The sequence below is a fragment of the Serratia sp. PF-27 genome, assembly GCF_030053255.1.
Taxonomy (GTDB): Bacteria; Pseudomonadota; Gammaproteobacteria; order Enterobacterales; family Enterobacteriaceae; genus Serratia; species Serratia bockelmannii.
The window spans coordinates 73,593-88,578 of record NZ_JASGBT010000009.1 but is presented as its reverse complement, the minus strand read 5'-3'; the positions used below and the strand labels follow the sequence as shown (position 1 = coordinate 88,578).

At 60.0% G+C, this 14,986-nt stretch carries 13 protein-coding genes; 9 read left to right on the top strand and 4 right to left on the bottom strand.

Annotated elements, in window-relative coordinates:
* Position 1: 1 nt before the first annotated feature.
* Together QMZ29_RS04405 and QMZ29_RS04400 are read left to right on the top strand one after the other, a co-directional pair.
* Positions 2 to 2,413, top strand: coding sequence for a fimbria/pilus outer membrane usher protein (locus QMZ29_RS04405; protein WP_261426960.1), 2,412 nt, complete (start codon positions 2 to 4; stop codon positions 2,411 to 2,413).
* Between the two features lie 25 nt (positions 2,414 to 2,438).
* Positions 2,439 to 2,993 carry a hypothetical protein gene (locus QMZ29_RS04400; protein ID WP_197836328.1) on the top strand — a complete coding sequence of 185 codons (555 nt, stop codon included), beginning with the start codon at positions 2,439 to 2,441 and terminating at the stop codon, positions 2,991 to 2,993.
* Here QMZ29_RS04400 and QMZ29_RS04395 read toward each other — a convergent pair.
* Positions 2,965 to 5,247, bottom strand: coding sequence for a molybdopterin guanine dinucleotide-containing S/N-oxide reductase (locus QMZ29_RS04395; RefSeq protein WP_197769884.1), 2,283 nt, complete (start codon positions 5,245 to 5,247; stop codon positions 2,965 to 2,967). The genes QMZ29_RS04400 and QMZ29_RS04395 overlap by 29 nt on opposite strands.
* A 220-nt stretch (positions 5,248 to 5,467) precedes the next feature.
* Between QMZ29_RS04395 and galR the strand changes: the two genes are divergently transcribed.
* The 3 genes from galR (at position 5,468) to QMZ29_RS04380 (ending at position 7,298) form a co-directional block, all read left to right on the top strand.
* Complete coding sequence (gene galR / locus QMZ29_RS04390; RefSeq protein WP_028127674.1) at positions 5,468 to 6,487, top strand: HTH-type transcriptional regulator GalR; 1,020 nt, start codon at positions 5,468 to 5,470, stop codon at positions 6,485 to 6,487.
* A 158-nt stretch (positions 6,488 to 6,645) separates the two neighbouring features.
* Complete coding sequence (locus QMZ29_RS04385) at positions 6,646 to 6,990, top strand: type II toxin-antitoxin system RelE/ParE family toxin (protein ID WP_173888469.1); 345 nt, start codon at positions 6,646 to 6,648, stop codon at positions 6,988 to 6,990.
* A 5-nt stretch (positions 6,991 to 6,995) separates the two neighbouring features.
* On the top strand, positions 6,996 to 7,298 hold the full coding sequence (locus QMZ29_RS04380) for a helix-turn-helix domain-containing protein (RefSeq protein ID WP_025304078.1): 303 nt from the start codon (positions 6,996 to 6,998) through the stop codon (positions 7,296 to 7,298).
* Positions 7,299 to 7,325: 27 nt separating this feature from the next.
* Here the strand turns inward: QMZ29_RS04380 and lysA are convergent, their stop codons facing one another.
* Complete coding sequence (lysA, locus tag QMZ29_RS04375; RefSeq protein ID WP_261426940.1) at positions 7,326 to 8,588, bottom strand: diaminopimelate decarboxylase; 1,263 nt, start codon at positions 8,586 to 8,588, stop codon at positions 7,326 to 7,328.
* 133 nt (positions 8,589 to 8,721) lie between these two features.
* Between lysA and QMZ29_RS04370 the strand changes: the two genes are divergently transcribed.
* Complete coding sequence (locus tag QMZ29_RS04370) at positions 8,722 to 9,645, top strand: LysR family transcriptional regulator (RefSeq protein ID WP_060422988.1); 924 nt, start codon at positions 8,722 to 8,724, stop codon at positions 9,643 to 9,645.
* Between the two features lie 27 nt (positions 9,646 to 9,672).
* On the opposite strand, the gene QMZ29_RS04365 is transcribed toward QMZ29_RS04370, so the two are convergent.
* Positions 9,673 to 10,581, bottom strand: a complete 909-nt coding sequence (locus tag QMZ29_RS04365; RefSeq protein WP_049206124.1) for a LysR family transcriptional regulator — start codon at positions 10,579 to 10,581, stop codon at positions 9,673 to 9,675.
* 108 nt (positions 10,582 to 10,689) lie between these two features.
* Here QMZ29_RS04365 and QMZ29_RS04360 point away from each other — a divergent pair, with 108 nt between their 5' ends.
* Both QMZ29_RS04360 and QMZ29_RS04355 read left to right on the top strand, forming a co-directional pair.
* Complete coding sequence (locus tag QMZ29_RS04360) at positions 10,690 to 11,574, top strand: MBL fold metallo-hydrolase (RefSeq protein ID WP_025304082.1); 885 nt, start codon at positions 10,690 to 10,692, stop codon at positions 11,572 to 11,574.
* Positions 11,575 to 11,642: 68 nt separating this feature from the next.
* Positions 11,643 to 12,290 carry a DsbA family protein gene (locus tag QMZ29_RS04355; RefSeq protein WP_025304083.1) on the top strand — a complete coding sequence of 216 codons (648 nt, stop codon included), beginning with the start codon at positions 11,643 to 11,645 and terminating at the stop codon, positions 12,288 to 12,290.
* A gap of 28 nt (positions 12,291 to 12,318) precedes the next feature.
* Here QMZ29_RS04355 and QMZ29_RS04350 read toward each other — a convergent pair whose 3' ends face one another.
* Positions 12,319 to 13,026, bottom strand: a complete 708-nt coding sequence (locus QMZ29_RS04350; RefSeq protein WP_151428125.1) for a tetratricopeptide repeat protein — start codon at positions 13,024 to 13,026, stop codon at positions 12,319 to 12,321.
* Between the two features lie 205 nt (positions 13,027 to 13,231).
* Between QMZ29_RS04350 and QMZ29_RS04345 the strand changes: the two genes are divergently transcribed.
* Positions 13,232 to 14,959 (top strand): ABC transporter ATP-binding protein/permease, encoded by a 1,728-nt coding sequence (locus tag QMZ29_RS04345; protein ID WP_261426926.1) that lies wholly within the window; start codon positions 13,232 to 13,234, stop codon positions 14,957 to 14,959.
* Positions 14,960 to 14,986 lie beyond the last annotated feature (27 nt).

Sequence of the window (14,986 nt, the reverse complement as noted above, 5' to 3'; positions counted from 1 at the left end):
TTTGAAATTGCATATACCGCTACGTCTGCTGGCGTTTTGTCTGCCTATAGGCTATGCCTCGACCAGCCTGGCTGACTACGATATTGAAATGATGCGCGCACTTGGATTACCCAGTGAGATTGCTGATTACTTTTCCTCTGGAGCGAAATTCCCCGCAGGAAAACAAGCGCTATTCATCAACGTCAACGGACAAAATCATGGACGACATGAAGTCAACATAGACAAACAAGGCGAATGGCAATACGACGCTGAACTCGTAGAAAGCCTAGGGTTATACCCCTGCAAGCTCAACACTCAGGCAGATATGCTGATGAGCCAATGTTATCAAGGCAGCCGCATCGACAATGAAACCGGTAATAATCAATTGATTTTGCTGTTGCCCGAGCGCTATATCCGTCGACAACCGGCGGACTATGAATTTGGCGGCCATGCCCTGATGCTGAATTATACCGCGAGCCGATTCGACAGCCAAAATCACAGCAGTGATTACGCGGCGTTGGAAACCGGCTTTAACAGCAATAATTGGCTGTTTCGCCATAATGGCACCTATAACAAGTCAGAACGACATCAGGGGTACACGCCTTATAATAGTTATCTGCAGCGGACATTGACGGATCACGACGCCATGATGCGTTTGGGACGAGCGACGTTATCAGATTCGCTTTACAGCGGCATTACCTTAGATGGCCTGCAATGGCTGCCTGACTCGTCGTTGTCATTGAGTCAACGCAGTGATGTGCCGGTAGTCGAAGGTATCGCCGAGAGCCAAGCCAAGGTTGAGATTTTTCAGAATGGCAGATTAGTTTACGCTACGCAGGTGCAGCCGGGCACTTTCCGCCTGACCGATATCCCTGCGCAGTTCGACGCAGTCGATTTGTCCGTCACCGTCACGGAAAGTAACGGTAGCCGCAAACAATTCATCGTCCCTTATCTGACGACCTCAGGACGCTCTACTCCCCGCCAGGGCAGTTACTCCCTTGCTCTCGGGCGCACTCACAGCCTGGAAAAAAGTACAGAAATGCCTTTCATCACTGGCTCATTCTCTTTGCCATGGCTCAACCACCACCAGGTGAGAGGGGGAAGTTTCCTCAGCCGCGATTATCGCGGCATCGCCGCCGGTTATAGCATTGCCAATAGCGATTATCGTTTTACAGCCTTGAGCCACGTGGCGCAGTCGCCAAGTGGAAAGGGCACCAAGCTGCAGCTGAATAGTGCATTGCCCCTGATAAAAAACCTTAAGCTGAACGCCGGTTACAGCATCCAGTCAGAGCGATACCGTTCGCCCACACAGCTTCGTTCTCCACGTAAAGATGACGGCGAAGGAACTTATTGGCCTGTATCGTACGGTGCATCATCTTCACACCAACGTCAAAGCTACAGCCTGGGCCTAGGCTGGCACCATAAATACATTGGAAATCTATCTTTAGGCGTTACACGCGCTGAAGGGGGAGATAAGCAACAAAATCAACGAGTCTACGCCTTCTGGAACCGTCAATTTGGCGCAGCCACCGTTGGCGTTAGCCTGGAAAAAGAGCGCAGCCGCGAGGTTCGCGATAACGATACCAGGGTGTTCGCCACCCTTTCATTGCCTCTGGGAAAAAACCGACGTTATAGCGCCAATATGATAAGCAACGGAAGACATCGTAGCATCAGCAATTCGCTTTCCGGCCAAGCGTTGAATGGCGATCTGGCTTATGGACTCAATGCAACACAGGGCACCCAATCCAACAACGGCACCTACTCAGGCAATGTGAACTATTTGAGTCCGTTCACAACGCTTTCCGGCAGCTATAGCCATCTGTCAGAAAATCAGCAGGCATTTTACTACAGTGCCTCTGGCTCCCTGGTGGCAGACAGCAGCGGGCTAACGCTCTCACCACAGAAAATCGGCGATACCTTCGGCGTCTTGACGATACCGGGCCTCGCCGGAATCAGCGTGTCTACGCCAGGCGGAAAGGTGAAAACCTATGGCAAGCAAGGTAAGGCGGTCATCCCAAGGCTGCGTGAGTATCAACCAAGTCTGATTAACGTAGACACCAGCACCTTACCCCCCGGCGCCGATATCGATAACGGCGTGCGCAAGATCAATCTGGCTCGTGGCAGCGTTAAACGTATCAATATCGGTGCCATTAATACATTGCGGGCCATTGTCCAGATTAGCTATGCAGACGGCACAAAACCCGCTATCGGCAGCATGATTTTGGATGAACAACAACGAGTGGTCGCTTTTACCAATGATCAGGGCGCAGCCTTCATTGAACATCAGAAAGCGCACCACGCGAAGAACGAGGCGTCTTCACAACGCTTCAGCATGAAAAACTCGTCGGGACAGGCATGTTATTTCGCAATTGCTGCAGACACCTCTTCCCGCAATCGTGCCGGCATCAGCCACTCCGAAGCCGTGTGTCGCTAAACGGTCATCGATATCAGGAGAACACATGAAAGTGATTTATTATGGGTTGGCAGCCATAGCCATCAGTTTTGGGGCTAACGCTAACTGCACGCTAACGACCACACAAAACAGCATTTATCTGGGGGAGCACAATATTGGGACACTGTCTCAGCAATCCACTCTGCTGCACAGCGCCCCATTGCAGTATCGGTTGACTTGCGATGAGCCAGTGCAGTTGCAGGGGTTCACTCTGCGGGAGAATAGAAACCTGGCAGAAGGAGGCGGCGCAACCGATGCTTCTAGCTATCTCAGCCTCACGGTTGATGAATTACGCAACGATGATGGTGAGGCCCTTTCCTTTTCACTCGCCCCCGGGCAACCACGCCAAAGACATCTACCCAACTATCGTTTATCCGTCGATCGGGAAGCATTACACATCCTTGTACCGGATAACGAGGTTGGGCAACACTTCACACTGTCATTAACAGTCTCCAGTTTCGCCGCGGCCGCGACACAACTGCGTCAACAGCAACGCGATAACATCCCGCTGTCGACCCAATTGCTGGTCAGCGCTAACTATCTTGATCCCGACGTTCGGTGAATGCGCTGACCTCCACCAGACAGCTCATGGCGTTCGGCCCCTGCGTCAGCGGCGAGGTGCCGATATCGAGCGTCAGCACGTTCGGGTTGCCCGCCTGCTCGACCGGCCGGCGCTGCGCGTCGTAACTCGGCTCGAACCAGGCACCGGTCGCCATCAGCACCACGCCGCGCGTCACGCCATCGGTGAGCGATACCCCCGCCAGACAGCTGCCGCGTGCGTTGCTAACCAGCACTTCGGCGCCGTCCGCCACGCCGCGCGGCGCCGCATCGTCCGGATGCATGTACAAGGTTTCGCGCCCGGCAGTCTTGTTGCCCTGCGCCAGCGGCGCCGGATCCATCTGGCTATGCAGGCGATCGCTCGGTTGAATGGAGATCAGGTGCAGCGGCCAGTTTTTGGCCTGCGGCGCGCCCAGCCACTCCACCGGCGGCCGCCACTGCGGATGCGGCGCGAAATCTTCGTAGCGATAGCCGGCGATCCGCTCGCTGAACAGCTCTATCTTGCCGCTGGACGTTTGCAGCGGGTTAGCCTGCGGATCGGCGCGGAACGCCTCAAAAAAGACGAACTCTTTGGCCGGCGCGGGCAGTTCGACATAGCCCCGGCGCCAGAAATCCTCAAACTCGGGCCAGGCGACGCCGGCGCGCTGCTGCGCTGCGCCGCATTGCCGGTAGATAGCTTCGATCCAGGCCCGCTCGTCGCGATTCTCGGTAAAGCGCTCACGATAGCCGAGGCGCTCCGCCAGATCGGCGAAAATATCGAAATCGTTGCGCGCCTGATGCTGCGGCGCAATGGCCTGATGCATCGCCAACACGTAGCGATCGCGCGACGAGCCGCCGATGTCGTTACGCTCCAGCGAACTGGTGACCGGCAGCACGATGTCCGCCATTTTGGCCGCCGCCGTCCACCAGATATCTTGAACGATCACCGTGTCCGGCTTCTGCCACCCCTCCACCAGCCGATTCAACTGCTGATGATGATGGAACGGGTTGCCGCCGGCCCAGTGCACCAAATGGATATCCGGATAATGCCGCGTCTCGCCGCAAAATTGATAGGCTTCGCCGGGGTGCAACAGCATGTCGCAGATGCGCGCCACCGGGATCGCCAGCCCGGCCGGGTTTTCTCCTACCGGCATGGTCGGCGCGGGGGTATCCACGCGCGGGTTGCCGACGCCGTTCATCGAGCCGTGGCCGAACGAGAAGCCGCCGCCCGGCAGCCCCACCTGGCCCAGCATCGCCGACAGCGCGATCATCATCCAGTACGGTTGTTCCCCCCGATGTGCGCGTTGCACGGAGTAGGAGCAGGTGATGAAACTGCGCACGCCGATCAGTTGCCGCGCCAGCAGCGCAATACGCGCCGCCGGAATGCCGGTAATGGCGCTGGCCCAGTCGGGGGTTTTCGCCACGCCGTCACCGGCGCCGTTCAGGTAATCCGCCAGCTGTTGATAGCCCACGCAGTGGCTGTGCAGGAAGGCTTCATCCTGCGCGCCCAGCCGCTGGATTTCATAAGCCAGCGCCAGCATCAGCGCCACGTCGGTATTCGGCCGGATCGGGATCCATTCCGCGTTAACGAACGCGGGGCAGTCGTCGCGCATCGGGCTAATGTTGATCACCGGCGTGCCCTTATGCGCCAGCTTTTGCAGCCAGGGTTTGAGCGCATGTTCCGCCGCGCCGCCGGAAGAAACCTGAGCGTTTTTCAGCGCCAGCCCGCCAAACGCCACAAACAACTCGCAATGCTCCACCACGCTCGGCCAACTGGTGACGCGCCCGGTCAAGGGCGAGAAAGTGCCGATCACATACGGCAGAAAGAACTGCGCCGCGCCCCAGCTGTAGTTGCCCTGCTGATCGACCCCGCCGCCGCCGCCGAAGTAGAACCGCCGCACCAGCGAGCGTGCATGGTGCAGCCGCCCGGCCGACGACCAGCCATAAGAACCGGTGAACAGCCCGGAGGCGCCGTAGCGATCGCGCACCCGGCGATTCTCTTCCGCCACCAAATCGAGCGCTAACTCCCAGCCCACCTCGACGAAATCTTCCCTGCCGCGCAGCGTACGGTCGCTGCCCTCGCGCTTTTGCAGCCACGAGCGGCGCACCGCCGGTTTGCGAATGCGTTTGTCGGAGTAGACCATCGGGACGATGGAATCGAGCAGCGGCGAAGGGTCGGGATCGTCGACGAAGGGTTCACAACGGATAAGCCGACCGTCTTCAACCACGGCGGTATAAGCGCCCCAATGGGCGAGCTGCGGATAGCGTTTAATGGACATGGCATTCTCGGCGCAAATCGGAATGCACAGACGTTACCTCAGCCCGGCGCCAGTGCCAACGTACAAATTGCGCTATCGTTCGGTCGTCGATGGTTATGCGTACAGACTCGAAGAGATTCTGCAACGGCCGCCACAAGTTGCGCACGAGACCGCTTGCAGCCCCGGTTTTTTTCCGCAAAACTGGGGGATGTAAGCGATTACCCAGGATGTGTTGACTGATATGGCTACGATAAAGGATGTTGCCAGGCTGGCGGGTGTTTCCGTGGCCACGGTATCCCGCGTGATAAACAATTCCCCCAAGGCCAGCGAAGGGTCGCGCACCGCGGTGCTGGCCGCCATGGAACAACTGCAGTATCACCCTAACGCCAACGCACGGGCGCTGGCGCAGCAATCCACCGAGACGCTGGGCCTGATCGTCTCCGACGTTTCCGATCCCTTCTTCGGCGCAATGGTCAAAGCGGTCGAGCAGGTGGCCTATGCCACCCACAATTTTCTGCTGATTGGCAACGGTTACCACGACGCCGAAAAAGAGCGCCAGGCGATTGAACAGCTGGTGCGGCACCGCTGCGAAGCGCTGGTGGTGCACGCCAAAAGGCTGAGCGATCAGGAACTTTGCGGCTGGATGCAACAGATCCCGGGCATGGTGCTGATCAACCGCACGCTGCCGGGCTTCGAAACACGCTGCGTGGCGCTCGACGATCGCTACGGCGCCTGGTTGGCGACCCGTCATCTGATCCAGCAAGGGCACCAGCGCATCGCCATCATCTGCTCCACTCACCAGATTTCCGACGCCACCGACCGGCTGCAGGGCTATCTCGACGCGCTGCGGGAACACGGTATCGCGGTGGATGAAAAGCTGATCGCCTATGGCGAACCGGACGAGATCGGCGGCGAACAGGCGATGACCGAGTTGCTCGGCCGCGGCCGTTCGTTCTCCGCCATTACCTGCTATAACGATCCGATGGCCGCCGGCGCGCTGTCGGTGTTGAGCGATAACAGCGTCGACGTACCGGGGGAAATTTCGCTGATCGGTTTCGACGACGTGTTGATTTCGCGCTACCTGCGCCCACGCCTGACCACCATTCGCTACCCTATCGTCGCGATGGCCACCCAGGCGGCAGAGCTGGCCCTGGCGCTGGCCAACCGGCAACCGCTGCCGGAAATCACCAACATGTTCAGCCCGACGCTGGTGCGCCGCCACTCGGTCGCCACCCTCAACAACGCGCACGAACAGCCGTAATGACATCGCTGCATGGGTGAGCAGTCACCCATGCGTTCATATTGCGTAGCCCGCCGCATTTCCCGCTTTTGGATTTTTTCCGCTCCCTGCGTTCGTGCATATTGTTCGAACAATAATCTTTACACTATATAGCATAAAAGCTATATTCTGAGCGTATCATGTGGCAAGTGGTGACCGTCGAACGGTTCGACGACTGGTTTTTAGCGCTGAACAACGCCCAGCAAACCAGCATCCTGGCGGCGATCTTCAAATTACAGACGTTCGGCCCGCAGTTGGCGCGGCCGCACGCCGATACGCTGCATTTTTCCGACGCGGCCCGGCAGTTGAAGGAGCTGCGCGTTCAACATCGCGGGCGCCCTTTCAGAGTGTTTTTCGCCTTTGACCCACAGCGGCAAGCGGTATTGCTGTGCGGCGGCGATAAAACTGGCGACCAACGCTTTTACCAGCGCATGTTGCCCATCGCCGCCATGGAGTTTTCACATTATCTGGCAACCCGGAGGTAGTGCAGATGGCCAAACCTTTATCCCAACTGATCGATAAACTCGATCCCGCCGTCGTTGCCGCAGCCAGGCAAAAAGCGGACAAGGAAATTTTCGAGCTGCGGCTGGCAATGCTGAGGGAAGAGCTGGCGGTCTCTCAGGTTGAATTGGCGAAGCGGCTCGGTATCAGCCAACCCTCCGTCGCCAATTTGGAAAAGCGCGGCAGCGAAATAAAGCTGTCGTCGCTCAAACGCTATATCGAGGCGATGGGCGGCACGCTGTCGCTGGATGTGCAATTGCCCAATGGCCAGCACCGCCGCATGACGCTGTGAAGCGGGCGCCAGGCGCCCGCCCGCTGATCAGATAAGTTCCAGCGCGATCAGTTCTTCGATGGTTTGGCGGCGGCGGATCAAACGCGGCTCGCCGTTTTCGAACAGCACTTCAGGCAACAGCGGGCGGCTGTTGTAGTTGGAGGACATCGACGCGCCGTAGGCACCGGTGTCGTGAAACACCAGATAATCGCCGATCTGGACCGGCGGCAGTTCGCGGGTTTCCACGCCGCCGCCCGCCTGCTGGGTGAAGACGTCGCCGGATTCGCACAGCGGCCCGGCGATCACCGTTTCGCGCAGCGGTTGCCCCGAGGTAGCGCGCCCATCGGCCGGCAACAGTGAAATATGGTGATAGCTGCCGTACATTGCCGGGCGCATCAGATCGTTAAAACCGGCGTCCACCAGCACGAAGTGGCGGCTGCCCATGTCTTTCACCGCCCGCACCTCGGCCACCAAGACGCCCGCTTCCGCCATCAGGAAACGCCCGGGTTCAATCTCCAGCTGCACCGGATGCCCCAGATGCGCGGCGATGCGTTCACGCGCCCGGTTCCACAAACCGAAATAGTGTTCGGTATCGATCGCCTCTTCGCCATACTGATACGGGATAGACAGGCCGCCGCCGGCGGAAATGGCGCTGATGTCATGACCGAGATCGATCACCTGCTGCACCATCGCATCGCAGACCCGCTCCAGGTGCTGGTAATCGACGCCAGAACCGATGTGCATGTGCACGCCGATCAGCTTCAGGCCGTAGCGGCGGATCTTCTCCACCGCCTGCGGCAGGTCGGCATACCAGATACCGTGCTTGCTGTTCTCGCCGCCGGTGTTGGTTTTCTGGCTATGGCCGTGGCCAAACCCCGGGTTAATGCGCAGCCACACCGGGTGCCCTGCGGAAACCTGGCCGAGCTGATCCAGCATGTCGATGGAACCGGCGTTGACCGGAATCTTCAATTCGCTGACGCGCGCCAGCGTGGCGTGATCCAACACGTCCGCAGTAAACACGATCTCGCTCGGTTCGCCGCCCGGCTGAAAACCGGCCCGCAGTGCCCGCTCAATCTCGCCCAGCGACACCGAATCCACCTTCACGCCCTGCTCACGCATCAAGCGCAAAATATGAATGTTCGAACAGGCCTTCTGTGCGAAACGAATGGTGTCGAAGTGGCGCAGCTGAGCGATGCGCTGGCTGATGATGTCCGCATCATAGGCCCAGACCGGGCAACCGAAACGCGGCGGCAAGGCCAGCAGGTTAGCGGCATTCAACGCGGTGGAGGTGTCGTGCAACGGGCGAGGCATGGCGATATTCCCAATTCGAAAATGACGGCAGATAGAGCCATAGTGCCGCACGCTGAATCGGGTGAAAAATATCTATTTAGCCGTAGTCTATTCATTTATGATATGACTTTCTCTATAGTCGAGCAGCCTCGCCATGCACAGCATCTCTTTGCGGCAGATCGAAATCTTTCGGGCGGTGATGACCACCGGCAACCTGACCGAGGCGGCAGCCCTGTTGCAAACCTCGCAACCGACCGTCAGCCGTGAGCTGGCGCGCTTTGAGAAGCTGATCCGGCTGCAGCTGTTCGACCGGGTGCGCGGTCGCTTGTCCCCCACGGTGCAGGGCCTACGGTTGTTCGAAGAAGTGCAGCGCTCCTATTACGGCCTCGATCGCATCGTCAACGCCGCCGCCGGCATTCGCCAGTTTCAGCAGGCGCAGCTGTCGATCGTGTGCCTGCCGGTATTTTCTCAATCGCTGCTGCCGGCGGTGTGTCGGCCCTTTATCGAACGTTACCCGGAAGTCAGCTTCAGCGTGATCCCGCAAGAGTCGCCGCTGCTGGAAGAGTGGCTGTCTGCCCAGCGTCACGATCTCGGGCTGACGGAAACCACCCTGACGCCGGCGGGCACCGAGCGGGTGACGTTGATGACGTTGAACGAAGTCTGCGTGCTGCCGACGGGCCACCCGCTGCTGGTGAAAGATCGGCTGACGCCGCAGGACTTCGCCGGGCAGAACTTTATCAGCCTGTCGAGCACCGACAGCTATCGCCACCTGCTGGATGCGCTGTTCGGCGAACAGGGCGTCGAGCGCCGCATGGTGATGGAAACGCACAGCGCGGCGTCGGTGTGCGCCATGGTGAGGGCCGGCGTGGGGGTGTCGATCGTCAACCCGCTGACGGCGCTCGACTATGCCGGCAACGGTGTGCACGTGCGGCCGTTCAGCATCGACGTGCCGTTCACCGTCAGCCTGATCCGGCCGCTGCACCGCCCTTCATCGGCGCTGGTCACCGCCTTTATCGACCACCTTCATCAGCAGGCCGCCGCCTTTGCCGCCCGGCTGGCCGCCGCCGTCAGGCGCTGAAAGCGGCGTGGGAATATTGCCGAAGTATCAGCGCAGCGTCGCCTGCCACTGCGGATCGGTGGCGAACCACTCCACCAGAAAGTCCAGCATGGTGCGCAAGGTGGCGGGCATCTGGCGGCGCGAGGTGTAGATGCCGTAGATGCCCATCGACTGCGGCCGATAACCCGGCAGCAACTCAACCAGTTCGCCGCTGGCCAGCAGCGGCGCCGCCGAATAATAGGGTTGCATGGAAATGCCCGCCCCCTGCACCGTGCCGGCCATCAGCACCACCGATTCGTTGGCGCTCAGGTTGCCGCTGACCGCCACCGCCGATTTCACGCCCTGAGCATCGAAGTGCCACAGGCTTTTGCCGAAATAGGAGTAGGTCAGGCAGTTGTGCAACGCCAGATCCTGCGGCTGGCGCGGGGTGCCGTGCGCCGCCAGATATGCCGGCGCGGCGCACACCACCGATGCGCAGGTGGACAGCGGCCGGGCGATCAGGTTGGGATCCAGTTCGTTGGTGATGCGCAGCGCCAGATCGATGCGCTCCTCCACCAGGTTCACCGCCCGGTTGTTCATCTGCAGATCGACCGCCACCTGCGGGTGACGCTTCAGATACTGAGCGACGGCCCCCACCAGCGCCGTTTGCCCGAGCGACTGCGAACAGGTAATGCGCAGCAGGCCGCGCAGCTCGTCGCTCTGCCCTTCCTCCACCAGATCGATCTCCCCCGCCAGCGCCAGCATTTGCCGGCAACGTTCCAGAGTACGCTCCCCGGCGTCGGTCAGACTAAGCTTACGGGTAGTGCGGTGCAGTAAACGCGCCCCGGCCCATTGCTCCATCTGCGCCAGGTAGCGCGTCACCATCGCGCGCGACATCTCCAGCGTTTCCGCGGCGGCGATCATGCTGCCGCGATCGACGATGGTGACAAAAACCTCAGCGGCGGTAATGCGATCCATGATTAGTCCGATTTATGCAACGAATAATTGCTTATTATCCGGTTTTTCTATCGCTTTATGCAACCTAACATCATTACAACATTAACTGATACCTAAGGACCTCTGCCCATGTTTAAGAAATCACTGTTAACTCTGGCCTTCACCGGCGTCGCCACCCTGAGCACTTACGCCACCGCTGCCGATACCCTGACCATGGAAGTGTATAACCCGGGCGAGAAAAGCGTGTTCCCGGTGTCTTCCGAAATCGTCAGCGGCAAACACGAAGTGGCGCTGATCGACGCTCAGTTCCAGCGTAACGATGCCGAAGAGCTGGTGAAAAAGATCAAGGCGACCGGCAAGAAACTGACCACCGTTTATATCAGCCACTCAGACCCGGATTTCTATTTCGGTCTGGACGTGATCAAGGCAGCCTTCCCGGAGGCGAAAATCATCGCTTCGCCAGGCACCATCAAGGACATCAACGCCACCAAAGACGGTAAAGTCGCCTATTGGGGCCCGATCCTGAAAGACAACGCGCCGAAAACCGTGATCGTGCCGCAGCCGCTGCAGGGCGACAGCTTCACCATCGACGGCCAGAAAGTGGAAGTGAAAGGCCTGAACGGCCCGACCCCCGATCGCACCTTCGTGTGGATCCCGGCGCTGAAAGCGGTCGTGGGCGGTGTCGCGGTCGCCGGTGACAATATCCATCCGTGGATCGCCGACAACCAGAGCGTAGAATCGCGCCAGCACTGGCAGCAGACGCTGAAAAACATCGAAGCACTGAAGCCACAGGTCGTCGTGCCGGGCCACTTCCTGCCGGGCGCAGCGCAAACGCTGGCATCGGTGCACTTTACCCAAAAATACCTGACCACGCTGGAAGCCGAGCTGCCGAAAGCCAAGGATTCCGCCGCGCTGATTGAAGCGATGAAAAAACACTACCCGACGCTGAAAGACGAGTCGAGCCTGGAACTGAGCGCGAAAGTGCTGAAAGGCGAGATGAAGTGGCCGCAATAAGCGCCCGTGCGTGATTGAACCAGCCCTGGCGCCGCGGTGAACTGCCGCGCGCCAAGCGAGGAGTAAAAATGACCGAAACCACTCTGCATTATATTTTCGATCCGCTGTGCGGCTGGTGCTACGGCGCCGCGCCGCTGGTGAAAGCGGCTCAGAGCCTCCCCGGGCTGAAGGTGGTGCCGCACGCCGGCGGCATGATGACCGGTAACAACCGCCGCCAAATCACCGACGAATGGCGCAACTACGTCATTCCGCACGACAAACGCATCGCGGAGATGACGGGCCAGCCTTTCGGCGAAGCCTATTTCAACGGCCTGCTGCGCGACACCACGGCAGTGATGGATTCCGAGCCGCCGATCACCGCTATCCTGGCGGCGGAGAAACTGGCGGGACGCGGGCTGGACATGCTGCACCGCATTCAGCGGGCGCACTACCAGGAAGGCCGGCGCATCGCCGACACGCCGGTGCTGGAAGCGTTGGCGAAAGAGCTGGGGTTGCCTTCGGCGGCGTTTATCGCCGAAATGCGCTTTAGCAGCGGCGCGCCAACCGCGCAACACATCGCGGAAAGCCGGGCGCTGCTGGCCAAAGTGCAAGGCCAGGGCTTCCCGACCTTTGCGCTGCAGGACAGCGAAGGCCGCCTGCATCTGCTGCCGGCCGGCAACTATCTGGGCAATGTGGAAGCTTGGAAAAACCTGCTGGGCGCCGCCGCGCTGGCGTAACCCTTCTCGCCCCGATCGCCGGGGCGGGTCATTCGACCCGCACGAACCGCCCTTCCGCCCGCACGTTGTGACCGAACCCGCAATCCCCCCGCGTATGCATCTCCAGCGCTTGCTCGCCAAACTCTAGCATGACGTCGCAGACCTGCGCGCTTTCCGAGTCATGCTGATGGTAGACGGCCTTGCCGTGCTCAATGGGCAGCTCGGCGGTGAAATCGCCCATGTTCGGCCCGTAATACAACCCCATCTGCGGCATGGCGTAGCCGGAAAAATCAATCAGCCACCGCTCGCCCTGCGGCTTCACCGTCACTTCGCTCCACACGCCGCGCCCGGCGTATTGCCAATACACGCCGGCCGGCCCCTGCGGCTGTGGCCGCTGCGCCAGGCGTTGGCGCAACAGGCTCATGTTGTGCTGCGATTTGTCATCGTGCGGCGCCAGCGCCAGATAGGCCTGCGCCTTGAGCAATTCGCCGGCGTGCATCAGCGACAACGCCACGTTGTTGTAAGCCGTGGCGACAGCCTGCTCGCTCAGGCCGCAAAACTCGCTCCAAGCCGCCTGATCGCGAAAGATGTCGGCGGCTTTAGCGTAATCCTGCCGCTGATAGGCCTTTTTTCCCAGTTCGGCGTAGCTCGCCACCTTTTGGCAGTCGGCGGCGATGTCCGGCTCGTCAATGTGCGCCCAGGCCCGGACGCTGGCGAAGACGCCGCAGGTCAGCAACAGAGGAAACCAAGCCTTCATCGTTTATCCTTTCTGCAAAAATTCGGCGCCAGTATAACCGCCCGGCGCCGGAGTGTATGCCGCAATTGCGCCCAGCTGCACGCTGCCGGCGATTCAGCCGCTTTATTTCAAACGGTTAGCGGAGTTAAAACTGCTTACAGTCACGGTTTGTTTGTTACCGGCCCGCAGCCCATGCTGAACGAAATACCGCAATTATCGAGCCGTTATGAACGCAACCCCCTTGCAGAAACACGCCGTGTGGCAGCTGATCAAACCCTTTTGGGTGTCGGAGGAACGATGGCGCGCCTGGATGATGCTGATCGCCATCGTCATCCTGTCACTCGGCCTGGTCTATATCAGCGTGCTGATCAACCAGTGGAACCAGGTGTTCTACGATGCGTTGCAGAACAAAAACTACCCGGTGTTCAAGGCGCAGCTGTGGCGCTTTACCTATCTGGCGCTGATTTTTATCGTGTTGGCGGTCTACAAGATCTACCTCACCCAGGGGCTCCAGATGCGCTGGCGGCGCTGGATGACGGAAAAGTTCATGGGGAAGTGGTTGGCGCACCAGGCGTATTATCACACCGAGCAGCAACAGATCGTCGATAACCCCGATCAGCGTATCGCGGAAGATCTCAACGTATTGACCCAATATACCCTGTCGCTGTCACTCGGGCTGCTCTCCAGCCTGGTGACGCTGTTTTCCTTTATCGACATTTTATGGCACGTCAGCGGGCCGATGACCTTCGCGCTCGGTCAGCACGCCATCACGCTGTCCGGCTATATGGTGTGGTTCGCGCTGCTGTATGCGGTGCTGGGATCGCTGCTGATCTGGTGGGTCGGCAAACCGCTGGTCATGCTGGGCTTCAACCAGGAACGGTACGAGGCGAACTTCCGTTTCGGCCTGATCCGCATCCGCGAAAACAACGACGCCATCGCGCTGTACCACGGCGAACCGCGCGAGGCACAGCAGCTAGGCGATCGTTTTGACACCATTCGCAGCAACTGGTGGGCAATTATGCGCATCACCCGGCGGCTGAACATTGCCACCAACTTCTACAGCCAGTTCGCCATCGTGTTTCCCCTGCTGGTGGCCGCGCCGCGCTACTTCTCCGGCGCCATTCAGATGGGCGGCCTGATGCAGATCGCCTCGGCCTTCGGCCAGGTGCAGGGTGCGCTGTCGTGGTTTATCGACGCGTTTAACGATTTGGCGACTTGGAAAGCCTGCGTTAACCGTTTGGCCGGCTTCAACGCCGCCGTCGATCAGGTTCACCATCAGCCGCGCGGCATTCAGCTGCGGAAAGAGGCCGCCCATCCGTTAACGCTGGATAACCTCAGCCTGAACTTACCCGACGGCCAGCCGCTGCTGGCCGGCGCCGAGATGACGCTGCAACGCGGCGATCGCCTGCTGATCGTCGGCCCTTCCGGCTGCGGCAAGTCGACGCTGCTGCGGGCCATCGCCGGTATCTGGCCTTACGGCGCGGGCGCCATCGGGGTGGCGGCCAACGCCAACACGCTGTTCCTGCCCCAGCGCAGCTACATTCCGATCGGCACGCTGCGCGAGGCGCTGAGCTACCCGAGCCTGGCGTCAGAATACAGCGACGAACAGCTGATGCGGGTGCTGGAAAACTGCCGCCTGAAGCACCTGCAGCGCTGGCTGGATACCGCCGCCAACTGGAGCCATCGCCTGTCGCCGGGTGAGCAACAGCGGCTGGCGTTCGCCCGCGCCCTGTTGATCCGCCCGAACATCCTGTTCCTCGACGAGGCTACCAGCGCGCTGGACGACGAAACCGAGCAGCTGATGTACTGCCTGCTGGTGGATGAACTGCCGGACGTGACGCTGATCAGCGTGGCGCACCGCAACAGCGTGGCGAAGTACCACCAGACCTGCTGGCGCTTCAGCCGCAGCGAAGATCAACCGGCGCGCCTGGCGCTGAGCCCGCTGCCGGTATAACCCGCAGAGCCGGGCGCTACCGCGCCC

What these genes read in the sequence shown, in the direction of transcription:
- QMZ29_RS04385 (WP_173888469.1), top strand. Translation starts at nt 6,646, where the DNA reads ATGTGGCAAGTGGTGACCGTCGAACGGTTCGACGACTGGTTTTTAGCG.
- QMZ29_RS04365 (WP_049206124.1), bottom strand. Translation starts at nt 10,581, where the DNA reads ATGGATCGCATTACCGCCGCTGAGGTTTTTGTCACCATCGTCGATCGC.
- QMZ29_RS04400 (WP_197836328.1), top strand. Translation starts at nt 2,439, where the DNA reads ATGAAAGTGATTTATTATGGGTTGGCAGCCATAGCCATCAGTTTTGGG.
- QMZ29_RS04350 (WP_151428125.1), bottom strand. Translation starts at nt 13,026, where the DNA reads ATGAAGGCTTGGTTTCCTCTGTTGCTGACCTGCGGCGTCTTCGCCAGC.
- QMZ29_RS04345 (WP_261426926.1), top strand. Translation starts at nt 13,232, where the DNA reads ATGAACGCAACCCCCTTGCAGAAACACGCCGTGTGGCAGCTGATCAAA.
- lysA (WP_261426940.1), bottom strand. Translation starts at nt 8,588, where the DNA reads ATGCCTCGCCCGTTGCACGACACCTCCACCGCGTTGAATGCCGCTAAC.
- QMZ29_RS04355 (WP_025304083.1), top strand. Translation starts at nt 11,643, where the DNA reads ATGACCGAAACCACTCTGCATTATATTTTCGATCCGCTGTGCGGCTGG.
- QMZ29_RS04360 (WP_025304082.1), top strand. Translation starts at nt 10,690, where the DNA reads ATGTTTAAGAAATCACTGTTAACTCTGGCCTTCACCGGCGTCGCCACC.
- QMZ29_RS04395 (WP_197769884.1), bottom strand. Translation starts at nt 5,247, where the DNA reads ATGTCCATTAAACGCTATCCGCAGCTCGCCCATTGGGGCGCTTATACC.
- QMZ29_RS04380 (WP_025304078.1), top strand. Translation starts at nt 6,996, where the DNA reads ATGGCCAAACCTTTATCCCAACTGATCGATAAACTCGATCCCGCCGTC.
- QMZ29_RS04370 (WP_060422988.1), top strand. Translation starts at nt 8,722, where the DNA reads ATGCACAGCATCTCTTTGCGGCAGATCGAAATCTTTCGGGCGGTGATG.
- galR (WP_028127674.1), top strand. Translation starts at nt 5,468, where the DNA reads ATGGCTACGATAAAGGATGTTGCCAGGCTGGCGGGTGTTTCCGTGGCC.